Below are 12,320 nucleotides of genomic sequence, written 5' to 3'. Positions count from 1 at the left end.
CCTAACTGCTAAGTCCGTCTTTTATATACTGAAATAACTCTTTATAACTTTTTCCAGGCTTTTCTTTTTCTACTTCTTTTTTAGCCTGACGCGTCAACTGTCTAACTCTTTGACGTTCTAGCGTAGGTGCTTGTTCAAGAAGATCGTTAATTGCTTCATCACCACTTTTAAGTAGTGCGTCACGCAGCCTTTCTATTTTTTGCATTTGCGCATCATTGGCTTGGCCAGGAGTGGTTAACCTTTGATATTCAAGCTTTAAAGTATCAAGAGCTTCGTCTCGAAGCAACTTTGCCATAAATTGCATATGTCGGCGCAATGCATCCGGTTTTGTTGCAATCTTGTCAGCAAGCTTAAATGCATCTAAAAGTTCGTCACTCGCCGTTATTTTTTGGCGCTGCGATTTAGAAAGCTTAACGAGTTTTTCAGCAAAAATACGTAGGTCTTTTGCTTCTTGTTTAATTTCAGATTTGCTGATGTAATTTTCATCATCAGGCATTAAATAATATGGTTTTGTCATAACAATTGGGTCATTAGATTTTGATAAACGAAGATATAGATTTATGGTATGCTCAAGTGAGTAAATTAACCAGTATTTTTGAGCCTTTATGACGAATAATAGCGACATTTTTCAACAAATCAGTGAAGTGAAAACCGCAATTGCTGATTTGCTAGACATGAGCAAGCAACATGGTGCAACTTCAGCGGAAGCTGTGATTAGTAAATCGAAGGGGATTTCGGTGTCTAGTCGTTGTGAAGAACTTGAAAATATCGAGTTCAACCAGGAGGGTGCTCTTGGTATTACCGTGTATGTTGGTCAACATAAAGGTTCAGCGTCAACGGCTGATTTAAGTCATGAAGCTTTGGAAAGAACGGTCAAAGCAGCGATTGATATTGCTAAGTATACCAACGAAGATTCATTTGCTGGATTAGTAGAGTCTGAGTTAATGGCAACGGATATTCAAGACTTAGATTTATATCATCCTCATGAAATTACTCCAGAAGAAGCCATCACTTTTTGTTTAGAAGCTGAGAAGTCTGCTTTTGAAGCTGATTCTAGGATCACGAACTCAGACGGCGCGTCACTATCTTCTTATCAAGGTTTTAAAGTTTATGGCAATTCTCATGGCTTTATTGAAGGTTACCCAAGTAGTCGTCATAGTTTAAGCTGTTCTGTGATTGCAGAGTCTGGCGATGAAATGCAACGAGATTATGCTTACACCGTTGACCGAATTTTCCAAAACATGGAAGCGGCGACAACGGTTGGTAGTAAAGCTGCAAAAGCGGCACTTGAACGCTTAGATGCTAAAAAGTTAGATACTTGTCAGGTGCCGGTGTTATTTCATGCTGAAGTAGCGTCAACGTTATTTGGCCACCTAGTTTCCGCAATTAGTGGTGGAAGTCTGTATCGAAACTCTTCGTTTTTGATGGATAGCATAGATACTCAAATTTTACCTGAGTTTCTAACCATTGAAGAACGCCCTCATGTGCTACAAGGTTTGGCAAGTAGTCCGTTTGATTCTGAAGGTGTCGCTACGGTAGATAGAAATATCATTGAAGCAGGCGTGTTAACCACTTATTTATTAACTGGTTATTCGGCTCGTAAAATGGGCCTTAAAACAACAGGCCATGCAGGTGGAATTCATAACTGGTACATTAGCCAAACTGATCCTGATTTAGCGGCCATGTTAAAGAAAATGGACAAAGGTTTGTTAGTAACTGAGCTTATGGGTCAAGGCGTGAACACAGTGACTGGTGATTACAGTCGCGGAGCTGCAGGGTTTTGGGTAGAAAACGGTGAAATCCAATATCCAGTATCTGAAGTAACCATTGCTGGTAATTTGTCTAATATGTTCAAACAGATTGTTGCTATTGGTGGTGATGTTGAGCGTCGCGGTGCGGTTCAAACCGGCTCGGTATTAATTGAAAATATGAAGATTGCTGGTAACTAGGTTACTTTACTGCGAATACAATCAATTAGTGCAGTGGCTAATATTGATAACAAAAAAGGAAGCCTACGCTTCCTTTTTTATAAATGATTCAAAATTCAAAATTCAAAATTTACCATGAGGCTCTGACATTGATCCATTATTGGATCACTCTTGCTCGTCGCCAGACTCTTTTTCAACTAAACGAATACCAGTTTTCTCAATTACGATATCGCCTGATTTATACAAACCACCTATAGCTTTTTTGAAGGCTGCCTTGCTCATGCCAAACAAGTTAGAAATGACTTCTGGTTTAGACTTGTCATGAACCGCGGCAAAACCACCTTCTTTATTCAAAAATTCCATGATGATTTTTGAGTATTTATCACGAGTCACCTTTCCGCCTTGAAGGCTAAGGTTAATTCTGTCATCTGGACGAATTCGAGTAATAAAGCCTTTTTTAGATTGGCCAAAACTAAGGCGTTGGAATACATCTTGTTTGAACAGCAAACCCCAATGGCTATGATTGATAATAGCTTTAAAGCCTAGCTCGGTGCTGTTCGCAATGATCAAGTCAACTTGTTGCTCAGGCTTAAAGGTGCCTTCATTTTCATCTTTGACAAATTTGTCTATTTTTGAAGACGCAGTAGGGCGCTGATCAAGGTCATCAAGATAAACATAAACCAAATAACGTTCGCCCACTTCCATTGGTCTGTGCTGTTTCGCCATATGGAACAAGTAATTCTTTGTCTAAGCCCCAGTCTACAAAAGCACCAACACGAGTAACGTCTGTTACTTTTAAATATGCAAACTGACCAACTTCTACCTTTGGTCTTTGCGTTGTTGCAATAGGTCTATCTTCTGAATCCAAATAGACAAATACTCTTACTTCATCACCTTCTTTTGCATCTTTAGGTGCATGTTTTCTAGGGATAAGCAGTTCGTCGCCATCACCGGCATCAACAAAAACACCAAAGTCGACGATTTTTGAGATAGGGAATGTGTTGGTTTTTCCAACTTCAATCATTTAATTTTTCCAATTTTACTAAGAAGGCACGTCTTTTTTGATGTTGCTACTACGTTAAAGTAGCAACCATGTTGCCGTGCCTAGGAATGCAAATATGCCGACAATGTCGGTCACTGTTGTCAGTATAACACTACCAGCTAAAGCTGGGTCGATGTTCATACGTTTTAATGCAAGTGGGATTAATACACCGGACAAACCGGCTGCAACGAGGTTCATTAACATTGCAAAAGCCAATACGCCACCAAGCATTAAATCTTGCTTCCATATCGCCACAACTCCGGCAATAAGGATGGCCCAAATAAGACCGTTTAGAAAGCCAATGGCAAGCTCTTTGCCTAGTAGCCATCTTGAGTTTGATTCGCTGACATGGCCCATTGCCATACCACGAATAACCAGCGTTAAAGTTTGACTACCGGCAACGCCACCCATGCTAGGCACGATAGTATTTAGCACGGCGAGAAAAGCTAGCTCGTCGAGAGTACTCTCAAATAAACTCGATACAAACGCTGCCAACAACGCGGTGAATAAGTTAACGCCTAACCACAGCGAGCGCTTTCTGGTACTGTCTAAAACCGGTGCAAATGTATCGGCTTCATCATCAAGACCTGCCATGCTCAACATTGAGTGTTCAGCGTCTTCACGAATAATATCAACCACGTCATCTATGGTGATACGGCCTAGCAATAAGCCATTTTCGTCAATAACTGGGGCTGTCATCCAGTCATATCGTTCAAATAGTGTGGCGACCTCAGATTCCTGCATCGATGCTGGGATGACCTCAAAGTCTGTTTCCATTACTTCCGAAATGAGTTTACTCGGATTAGAGGTCACGAGCGCTGATAGTGACACCTCACCAATAAAGTGATCTTGCTTGTCTACAACGTACAAATAATCTGTATTTTCTGGGAGTGACTCTTTGAGGCGTAAATATCTTAGGATTACGTCAACGGTTACGTCAGGGCGAACCGTAACCGTATCGGTATTCATTAATGCGGCAGCTGAATCTTCTTCATAAGACATCACTCGTTCTGCACGCGCTTGGTCCTGTTTATCCATACTTTTTAATACACGGCGATAAACAGCGTCCGGCATACTCCGTAAAACTTCTGAGAAGTCATCATCATCAAGGTTGGTAGCGGCTTCAGCAACACGCTCTGGCTCCATTGCTCGTAATATTGGGTTACGAAACCTCTTCAGATAACTCTTCTAGAATCTCACCTTGAATACTGCTGTCGATAAGTTGCCAAATAACAGTACGACTTTTAGGCGGTGAGGCGTGTAATAACAGAGCAATGTCATTTGCAGCCATAGAATCAAGCATATTCCGGACACGAACAAACATACCGTCACTGATAGCGGTATTTAGTTCATTAATTGGAATTGTGTATTCTTGTTCTAATAATTCAGGCATATCAAAATCAAAGGTTTCTGTTGTTTACCTTGCGCGTAAGTCTAACTTAGATTGCCATTTTATGATAGTAACTGGTTGTTTTACTGGCAAGATAAGAGGTTATTCAGACTCATCAAAGCGGTTGCTTACAAGTTCACAAATTGCGTTTAATGCTTGTTCTTCGTCTTCGCCGTCCGCAGTGATTGTTACTTCTTTGCCTTGATTACTTGCTAACATGAGCAAAGCCATTACGCTGTCAGCACTTGCCGTTTTTTCACCTTGTTGAACTTGTACTTTGGCTTTAAATTGAAGTGCCAACTGAGCCATTTTGGTGGCAGCTCTAGCGTGTAATCCAAGTTTGTTTTGGATAGTGATAGTGCGCGATAACATGACTAAGCCCTATAGCTGTTCTAAATAACGACTCATTTCGCGGTGTCGAGTTTTGATATTTTTACCGCGAGAGCGGAACTGCTCAGCGAGGGTTTCTGCAATGTATACGGAGCGGTGTTTTCCACCTGTGCAGCCTATAGCTATTGTTAAGTAGCTTCTATTATTGCGCTCTAAATGAGGCAACCAAGTGGACATAAAGTTATTAATTTGAAAAACAAATTTATTCACTAATGGCTGGCTGGAAAAGAAGTCTTTAACGGGTAAGTCTAATCCGGTTAAAGCACGTAATTCAGGTTCCCAATGCGGGTTAGGTAAAAATCGTGCATCAAAAACAAAATCAATGTCGTTTGGAACGCCGTATTTGAAACCAAAGGATTCAAAGGTTATAACCAGTTCTTTATCAGATTTACCTAATATTTTTTCTCTTACCATTTCGGTAAGTTGATGCACGTTCAAATCTGACGTGTCTATATATAGGTCGGCTCTAGAAGACAAGCCATCTAATAATTTACTTTCTTGGGCGATGGCATCAGGTAATGAAGCGTCGCCTTTGGTAAGAGGGTGTAGTCGTCGAGTTTCGCTATAACGACGAATAAGTACTTCATCTTTAGCATCGATATAAAGAACCGTGGTTTTTACACCTTTAGGTAAGAAGTCCAAGTTATCCATTAACTCTTGTTCAGAGCTTGGCAAGTTTCGAACATCAATGCTTACAGCAACTTGTGGGTAATTTTGTGATAGCGAATGCGATAGAGCAGGCAGTAGGTCTACTGGTAAATTATCAACGCAGTAGTAACCTAAGTCTTCAAGTACTCTAAGTACTACCGTCTTCCCTGAGCCTGAACGGCCACTAACTATAAATATATGCATGATTAAGCAGCTTCAATTACGTTGTATAAGTCGTTATCTGTTTCGGCACTTCTAATTCGTTTCAGCATATCTTTGTTATCAAAGATTTCTGCAATAGACGCAAGCGTTTGAAGATGAACATCACATTGATCTTCAGGCACTAATAGTGCAAAAAATACGTCTACTGGGCGATTATCAATCGCGTCGTAATTTATTCCAGGGTGACTAACCAATAATACCGCGACTGGTTCACCTTTTGGGGTGATTTTTCCATGAGGAATGGCTACGCCATTTCCTATTCCTGTACTTCCTAGTTTTTCGCGATTCATCAGACTCGCCAATATATCTGTGCAAGTTAGATCAGGTAACTTAGTACTAGCAATCTCGGCAATATGCTCAAGGATCTTTTTCTTGCTTTGGCAGTCTGCCAGCACTTTTGTGCAGTCAGGTTGCAGAAGTAACTTTACATTCATGGTTTTATTTTACTGCTATTTTCTTTTGATCTTATCTCAAAAGATGGATTAAAAGTACCGTCCTTGGCACTTTAATTTTAATGAGAGAAGTTAGTGTCGAATTAACTTTTCTTTGTGCTTAATAACTTGACGATCAAGTTTATCAATTAATGAGTCAATAGCAGCATACATATCTGTATGCTCCGATGTAGCAAAGAGCTCTCCACCGTTAACATGCATGGTCGCTTCTGCTTTTTGGCTTAGCTTTTCAACGTCTAAAATCACATGGACGTTGTTAATGTGGTCAAAATGACGCTGTAACTTTGCAAATTTCGTATCAACATACTCTTTTAAAGACTCTGTTGCATCGACATGACGACAAGTTAAATTAATTTGCATATGCACTTCCTTCTTAATTGATAAAATGGGTGTATTACACCAATCGTTTTCTCTGGTTTGAAGGGGGAATGTTTAACGACTCCCGGTATTTTGCGATAGTTCTTCTGGCTACTTGGATGCCCTGTTCGGCCAGAATATCGGCAATCTTACTGTCACTTAACGGCTTTACTTGGTTTTCAGCGGCAACTAACTTTCTAATTAAAGCTCTAATTGCGGTTGATGAACATTCACCACCATTTTCGGTGCTAACGTGGCTAGAGAAGAAGTACTTTAATTCAAAGATTCCTCTGGGAGTGTGCATGAATTTTTGTGTTGTCACACGTGATATTGTGGACTCATGCATATCAACCATTTCTGCTACATCGTTTAGAACCATTGGCTTCATAGCTTCTGGACCATATTCAAAAAAGGCTTGTTGCTGCTGTACTATACAATTTGATACCTTCAATAAAGTGTCGTTTCTGCTTTCTAAACTTTTAATAAACCATTTTGCTTCTTGTAAGTGTGAACGAACAAATTGAGCATCAGAGCTATTAGTTGAAGTTTTAGACAGTGAAGCGTACTGTTCGTTCACTTTAATTTTAGGCATAGAATTAGGATTTAGCTCTACTAACCAACGACCTTTTTTCTTAATTACGCTAACGTCTGGAATTACATAGTCAATTTCATCTTTAATAACTAAGCTAGCAGGATTTGGGTTCAGAGACTGAATGAGCTCTAAGGCTTCTTTTAAGTCATTTTCTTTTAATTTTGTTTTACGGAGAATGGTACGGTAATCGCGATTAGCCAGTAGGTCGATATTCTCCGCAATTAAGTCAATAGCTTCCTGTCTAAAAGGCGTATCAATACTATATTGTTGCAACTGAACAAGTAGGCATTCTTGCAAGCCTCGGGTAGCAACACCAATAGGATCAAAGTGTTGGATACGCTTTAATACGGCCTCTACTTCTTCAATTTCAACATCTTCAATATCTACAGACTCTACGATGTCTTCTGTTGAGACGGTCAAAAAGCCTTTATCATCGATGGCGTCAATAATCGCGGTAGCAATGGCTAAGTCATGTTCTGAAAAAGGAGAAAGATTAAGTTGCCACTTTAGATGGTCTTGAATATCCAGCGTTGTTTCACCCTGGTAAACAGTGTCTTCGCCTTCGTAGGCTGGGCCTGAGCTAGCAGGAGCCGCACTCATGTAATCGTCCCAACTAGAGTCAGTAGGGAGCTCGTCACCTATTGTTTGTTCTTGAATGTTTTCGTTGGTATCACGTTCATCTTTAGTCCATTCAATTTCATCGTCATTTGAATTGGACGCGGCTTCATTTTCATGACGGTCGTGATTGTCTTTAGGGAGTTCAATATGCTCAACAGAACCATGCTCCTCGTCATTTTCTAACAAGGGGTTGCTGTCCAAGGCTTCTTGGATTTCTTGTTGCAGTTCTAACGACGACAATTGCAACAAACGAATTGCTTGTTGTAATTGAGGGGTCATAGTTAACTGCTGACCCATTTTAAGTTGTAGTGTTGGTCTCATTTGATCCCAGTAAAGTACTGACTAAAATAAACTTATTTGTACTAACAAAATATCAAAGTTTGAACTGGTCACCAAGATAAACTTTCTTCACAATGTCACTTTCTAGTACCTGTGAAGGAGTTTCCTTCGGCAATTAGCTCCCCATGACTTACGATATAGGCTTTTTCACAGACATCAAGTGTTTCACGGACATTATGGTCAGTAATAAGAACACCTATTCCCTTTGCGGTTAATTGTTGGATTATTTTTTTGATATCTATCACCGAGATAGGATCAACTCCTGCAAAAGGTTCGTCTAAAAGAATAATTTTTGGATCTGCCGCTAAAGCACGTGCAATCTCTACTCTGCGACGTTCCCCGCCAGATAGCGCCATGCCAAGGCTGTCCCGTATATGATCAATATGAAACTCCGCAATAAGATCATCTAACAAATCGGCTTGCTGGTTTGCATCAATGTCTTTGCGCATTTCTAGAACTGACATGATGTTTTGTGAAACCGTAAGCTTTTTAAATATCGAAGACTCTTGAGGAAGATAACCGATACCTTTACGAGCTCTTACGTGCATAGGCTCATGACTTAAATCGGTTTCGTCGAGTTGGATAACACCTTTATCATTTGGTACAAGACCTACAATCATATAAAACGTGGTTGTTTTACCTGCGCCATTAGGTCCTAGTAAACCCACAACTTGTCCGGCTTCAACCGACAGGCTTACATCTTTAACAACTTGTCTACTTTTATAAGATTTGGCTAAATGCTTGGCCACCAACTTGGTCATATTAGGTTTTCTCTACTTAGTTATTTGGCTGTGTTTTTTTGTTTTAATAGTCGTTGTTACACGGCCACCTGTTGATTTATCGCCGTCTGCTTTAACTCGCTGAGCATTTAAGTCAAAGACAATATTGCCACTTTCAACAATTGAGCTGCCTTGCTTATATTTAGCTTCGCCGTTTAGCTCTAAAACTCGATCGTTAATCATATATACAATTTCGTTAGAACTCGCTTCTAAAAGCTCACTGGCAGGATCGTCCTGAATAAATTTGGCCGGTTTACCTTTGGCTATTAACTTTTCTCCTACGCCATCTTTAGTGATGACAAAAAGCTCGTCCGCAGTAATAGTTAAGGTACCTTGCTGAATTTTCACGTTGCCACTAAAAAACATAGTGTTATTTTTGTAATCTAGATCTTGGTTTTCAGAGTCGATAACAAGGTCATCATTAGCGATGGCCATTTGACAGATTAGTAATAGTGAAGCTAAAAAAATAGTTAAAACCTTAGTCATCTTGATTTCCTTTTAAGATTGTTCTTACGTGTTTTGTTAAAGTTACTCGCTCGGCTTTTAAATCAGCACGCAAGCCTTTGCCTTCAATAGTCGTTTTTCGCCGCGAATAATAATAGGCTTATCGGTGACAACGAGCTGAGAGTCTAAATCAATTTCAATATACTCAGTTTCAATACTAGTCACTAGTTTATTATCATTAAGCTGGAACATAGTAACGTCATTTTCCAGTGTTAGCCTGCCATCTTGAACACTTCCGGTCATAGCCGCTAAACGCCAAAAGGGTTTGTCGTCTTGGTAAATTATAAACTCTGGCTGCTCAAAATAAGTAAGTGCAAGCTGAGCATAATGTTCCATTTTCTGTGAAAAAACTTCCTGTTTTAATTTACCCTCAACATTAAACATTTCTTGATGTAAGAGTGTAGCGGTAAAGTCCGGTATTAATACTGGCTCATCACTATCATCAAATTCATTTAGTGTATTAAAAGCAGGTAACCACAGATATAAACTAATACCTATGAAAATTAAAATTATGACGAGTTTAGTTCTCATTAACTGCTCGCACCCTCAAAGTGACTGGTAATGTAGTCTTCGCCTTGTTGCGCCATAATGATTAAATCTGTTAACTCTCTTACCGCACCTTTGCCACCAGGAGTTTGCGTAACGTAATGCGATATTTCTTTTACAAAGGGATGTCCATCGGTGACTGAAACGGCAAAGCCAACTTTTTTCATAACAGGAAACGTCTGGAAAATCGTCACCAATAAAGGCTACTTCATGGGCCTCTACCGATAAGTCAGCACAGAGTTGCTCAAAGCCAATGAGTTTAGTTTCCATACCTTGATAAATATGTTTTACGCCAAGGCTGTTCATTCGATTTTCTACAATTTTGGAATTTCTTCCTGTGATAACCGCCACCTGACATCCCGTGTTCATGAGTGCTTTTAATCCAAAACCGTCTTTAGTATTAAATGCTTTTAGCTCTTCGCCATTATTGCCCATATAAACAGAGCCATCGGAAAAAATACCGTCGATATCACAAATCAGAAGCTTTATTGCTTTCGCTCTACCTACAACATCGCTTGGCAAAGGTTGGTACCATTGACTAAATCTTTGCATTAGATAACTCCAGCCTTTAGTAAGTCATGCATGTTTAAAGCGCCAACAGGTTTATTTTGTTCATCAACTACAAATAAACAACTGATTTTTTTAGACTCCATTAAAGTCAATGTTTCCGCGGCAAGTATGTTTGCCGTCGTCACCACTGAGCTTAACGTCATTACTTTTGTAATATTAAGGTCTGTTCTAAATTCTGCGTGATCTAACCAACGACGTAAATCACCGTCGGTAAATATTCCAATCAATTCTTGGTTTGCATTGATTACACCTGTCATCCCTAAACCTTTAGCTGACATTTCTATAATTGCTTCTTTAATGTCGCTTTTTCGCTGACCAATGGAATTCGGTCATGGGTATGCATGATGTCTTTGTTTGTTAATAATAGTTTTCGACCTAGCGCACCACCTGGGTGGCTAAGTGCAAAATCTTCAGCGGTGAAACCTCTTGCTTCGAGCAAAGAGACCGCTAAAGCGTCACCTAACACTAGACTAGCCGTAGTTGAAGCAGTAGGTGCTAAACCAAGCGGACAAGCTTCTTCCTCAACACCTGAGTATAAATGAACGTTGCTGTTTTGAGCTAAAGTGGATTCAGAGTTTCCTGTCATGGAGATAATCACGCAGCCGTAGCGTTTTAACACAGGTAATAAAGTAACAATCTCACCGGTCTCACCACTATTTGATAATGCTAAAACAACGTCTTCTTTTGTGAACATGCCTAGGTCACCGTGGCTTGCTTCACCCGGGTGTACGTAAAATGCAGGTGTTCCTGTACTTGCTAGAGTTGCGGCAATTTTATTGGCTATGTGCCCAGACTTGCCCATGCCAGTCACAATAACGCGACCTTTACAGGCTAAAATTGCATTACATGCTGATACAAAGTCGTTGTTACATGAGCTTGTTAAGTTTTCAATCGCTGCTTTTTCAATAGCAATTACTTTTAAGGCAGACGCGATAAGTGAATTCATTTTTACCTCATTAAATTATGCAAATAGCACAAATTGATAGCCGATAAATGCGCTTAACAAAATAGCACCTTCAATACGGTTTATTTGACGTTTTCTTTGAGCAAAGCTCATGGCCATAACCAGAAGCATTATAGTCGCGGCTATCATTACAAATATATCTCGTGATGCGGCTGATGGGTCAATTACACTAGGGTTAATGACCGCTCCAATACCTAAAACAGCTAGAATATTAAAAATATTAGAACCAATGATATTGCCAATAGCCATATCATCTTCACCTTTTAATACACTGGCTACGCTCGCTGCTAATTCAGGCAGACTAGTACCAATAGCAATTATCGTAAGTCCTATTACCAGTTCGCTTATTCCAAAGTGTTGGGCAATTATGACCGCTGAGTCTACTAAAAAGTGTGAACTTAATGGCAACATTATTAGGCCCGCAACAACCCAAAATATTGCATTTTTGGTCGGTAAGTTATCAGGAATTTCACTCTCGGTTTCAGCCAGTAGGAGATCGGTTTCCCCGTCCTTTTTGCTTTTAGACAAAAAGATTAAATAACCAATAAAGCCAAAGAATAAAGCAAGTAATACAACACCTTCTACTAACGATAAATAGTTGTCAGCTAATACCCACCAGGCCAATAATGTAAAACCGAGTAGAATTGGCATTTCTCTGTAGAGTGTTGACGAAGATACAAAAGTGGACGCACGAGAGTTGTAACGCCAAGGACCAATAATATATTGGTTATATTTGATCCCAATGCATTGCCGACTGATGTATCCGTCGCGCCTTTTAAAGCGGCATTGGCAGAAACCATAATTTCTGGCGCTGATGATCCCATCGCAACAATAGTTAAGCCTATTATAAGCGGAGATATTCCTAAATTCTTTGCTAGCCCAGAAGCACCATAGACAAATTTGTCGGCACCCCAGACTAATACTGCGAATGACAAAAGAAGAATAATTGAAGCAATTAGCATGATAGAAAAACTTAACA

Annotated in this window: 10 protein-coding genes and 6 pseudogenes; 1 reads left to right on the top strand and 15 read right to left on the bottom strand. The window is 39.8% G+C overall.

Annotated features, from left to right (window positions below; translation table 11 throughout):
• Position 1: 1 nt before the first annotated feature.
• The gene (gene yjgA, locus GNP35_RS09095; RefSeq protein WP_155695793.1) at positions 2-625 is read right to left on the bottom strand and encodes a ribosome biogenesis factor YjgA; all 624 of its coding nucleotides are present in this window, start codon (positions 623-625) and stop codon (positions 2-4) included.
• On the opposite strand from yjgA, the gene pmbA reads away from it, so the two are divergent.
• Positions 606-1,949, top strand: a complete 1,344-nt coding sequence (gene pmbA, locus GNP35_RS09090; RefSeq protein WP_155695792.1) for a metalloprotease PmbA — start codon at positions 606-608, stop codon at positions 1,947-1,949. The genes yjgA and pmbA overlap by 20 nt on opposite strands.
• Positions 1,950-2,093: 144 nt before the next feature.
• Here the strand turns inward: pmbA and GNP35_RS09085 are convergent, their stop codons facing one another.
• The 14 genes and pseudogenes from GNP35_RS09085 to GNP35_RS09025 form a co-directional block, all read right to left on the bottom strand.
• Positions 2,094-2,654: a S1 RNA-binding domain-containing protein gene (locus GNP35_RS09085; protein WP_414153680.1), complete on the bottom strand. Its 561-nt coding sequence runs from the start codon at positions 2,652-2,654 to the stop codon at positions 2,094-2,096.
• Complete coding sequence (locus GNP35_RS16560) at positions 2,593-2,952, bottom strand: S1-like domain-containing RNA-binding protein (RefSeq protein WP_414153679.1); 360 nt, start codon at positions 2,950-2,952, stop codon at positions 2,593-2,595. The genes GNP35_RS09085 and GNP35_RS16560 overlap by 62 nt, the downstream gene beginning before the upstream one ends.
• A gap of 54 nt (positions 2,953-3,006) precedes the next feature.
• A pseudogene (gene mgtE, locus GNP35_RS09080) lies at positions 3,007-4,363 on the bottom strand (magnesium transporter).
• A gap of 99 nt (positions 4,364-4,462) precedes the next feature.
• Positions 4,463-4,732, bottom strand: coding sequence for an HPr family phosphocarrier protein (locus GNP35_RS09075; RefSeq protein WP_155695791.1), 270 nt, complete (start codon positions 4,730-4,732; stop codon positions 4,463-4,465).
• A 9-nt stretch (positions 4,733-4,741) separates the two neighbouring features.
• Positions 4,742-5,602, bottom strand: a complete 861-nt coding sequence (gene rapZ / locus GNP35_RS09070) for an RNase adapter RapZ (RefSeq protein WP_155695790.1) — start codon at positions 5,600-5,602, stop codon at positions 4,742-4,744.
• Positions 5,603-5,604: 2 nt separating this feature from the next.
• Positions 5,605-6,054: a PTS sugar transporter subunit IIA gene (locus GNP35_RS09065; protein WP_155695789.1), complete on the bottom strand. Its 450-nt coding sequence runs from the start codon at positions 6,052-6,054 to the stop codon at positions 5,605-5,607.
• 90 nt (positions 6,055-6,144) lie between these two features.
• A complete protein-coding gene (gene hpf, locus GNP35_RS09060) occupies positions 6,145-6,432 on the bottom strand; it encodes a ribosome hibernation promoting factor (RefSeq protein WP_155695788.1) in 288 nt (95 codons plus the stop codon).
• 34 nt (positions 6,433-6,466) lie between these two features.
• On the bottom strand, positions 6,467-7,960 hold the full coding sequence (locus GNP35_RS09055) for an RNA polymerase factor sigma-54 (RefSeq protein WP_155695787.1): 1,494 nt from the start codon (positions 7,958-7,960) through the stop codon (positions 6,467-6,469).
• A gap of 52 nt (positions 7,961-8,012) precedes the next feature.
• Positions 8,013-8,739: pseudogene (gene lptB / locus GNP35_RS09050) on the bottom strand (LPS export ABC transporter ATP-binding protein).
• A 12-nt stretch (positions 8,740-8,751) separates the two neighbouring features.
• Positions 8,752-9,243, bottom strand: a complete 492-nt coding sequence (gene lptA / locus GNP35_RS09045; RefSeq protein WP_155695786.1) for a lipopolysaccharide transport periplasmic protein LptA — start codon at positions 9,241-9,243, stop codon at positions 8,752-8,754.
• A pseudogene (gene lptC, locus GNP35_RS09040) lies at positions 9,236-9,792 on the bottom strand (LPS export ABC transporter periplasmic protein LptC). Before lptC ends, lptA begins: the two are co-directional and overlap by 8 nt.
• A pseudogene (gene kdsC, locus GNP35_RS09035) lies at positions 9,792-10,359 on the bottom strand (3-deoxy-manno-octulosonate-8-phosphatase KdsC). The pseudogenes lptC and kdsC overlap by 1 nt, the downstream one beginning before the upstream one ends.
• Positions 10,359-11,323: pseudogene (locus GNP35_RS09030) on the bottom strand (KpsF/GutQ family sugar-phosphate isomerase). The pseudogenes kdsC and GNP35_RS09030 overlap by 1 nt, the downstream one beginning before the upstream one ends.
• Positions 11,324-11,338: 15 nt before the next feature.
• Positions 11,339-12,303 (bottom strand): annotated as a pseudogene (locus tag GNP35_RS09025) (calcium/sodium antiporter).
• Positions 12,304-12,320 lie beyond the last annotated feature (17 nt).

This window comes from Psychrosphaera haliotis (assembly GCF_009728465.1).
Lineage (GTDB): Bacteria > Pseudomonadota > Gammaproteobacteria > Enterobacterales > Alteromonadaceae > Psychrosphaera > Psychrosphaera haliotis.
Note: the sequence above shows the minus strand (reverse complement) of the source record. Positions and strands in the feature narration are given on the sequence as shown.

What these genes read in the sequence shown, in the direction of transcription:
- pmbA (WP_155695792.1), top strand. Translation starts at nt 606, where the DNA reads ATGACGAATAATAGCGACATTTTTCAACAAATCAGTGAAGTGAAAACC.
- yjgA (WP_155695793.1), bottom strand. Translation starts at nt 625, where the DNA reads ATGTCGCTATTATTCGTCATAAAGGCTCAAAAATACTGGTTAATTTAC.
- GNP35_RS09085 (WP_414153680.1), bottom strand. Translation starts at nt 2,654, where the DNA reads ATGGCGAAACAGCACAGACCAATGGAAGTGGGCGAACGTTATTTGGTT.
- GNP35_RS16560 (WP_414153679.1), bottom strand. Translation starts at nt 2,952, where the DNA reads ATGATTGAAGTTGGAAAAACCAACACATTCCCTATCTCAAAAATCGTC.
- GNP35_RS09075 (WP_155695791.1), bottom strand. Translation starts at nt 4,732, where the DNA reads ATGTTATCGCGCACTATCACTATCCAAAACAAACTTGGATTACACGCT.
- rapZ (WP_155695790.1), bottom strand. Translation starts at nt 5,602, where the DNA reads ATGCATATATTTATAGTTAGTGGCCGTTCAGGCTCAGGGAAGACGGTA.
- GNP35_RS09065 (WP_155695789.1), bottom strand. Translation starts at nt 6,054, where the DNA reads ATGAATGTAAAGTTACTTCTGCAACCTGACTGCACAAAAGTGCTGGCA.
- hpf (WP_155695788.1), bottom strand. Translation starts at nt 6,432, where the DNA reads ATGCAAATTAATTTAACTTGTCGTCATGTCGATGCAACAGAGTCTTTA.
- GNP35_RS09055 (WP_155695787.1), bottom strand. Translation starts at nt 7,960, where the DNA reads ATGAGACCAACACTACAACTTAAAATGGGTCAGCAGTTAACTATGACC.
- lptA (WP_155695786.1), bottom strand. Translation starts at nt 9,243, where the DNA reads ATGACTAAGGTTTTAACTATTTTTTTAGCTTCACTATTACTAATCTGT.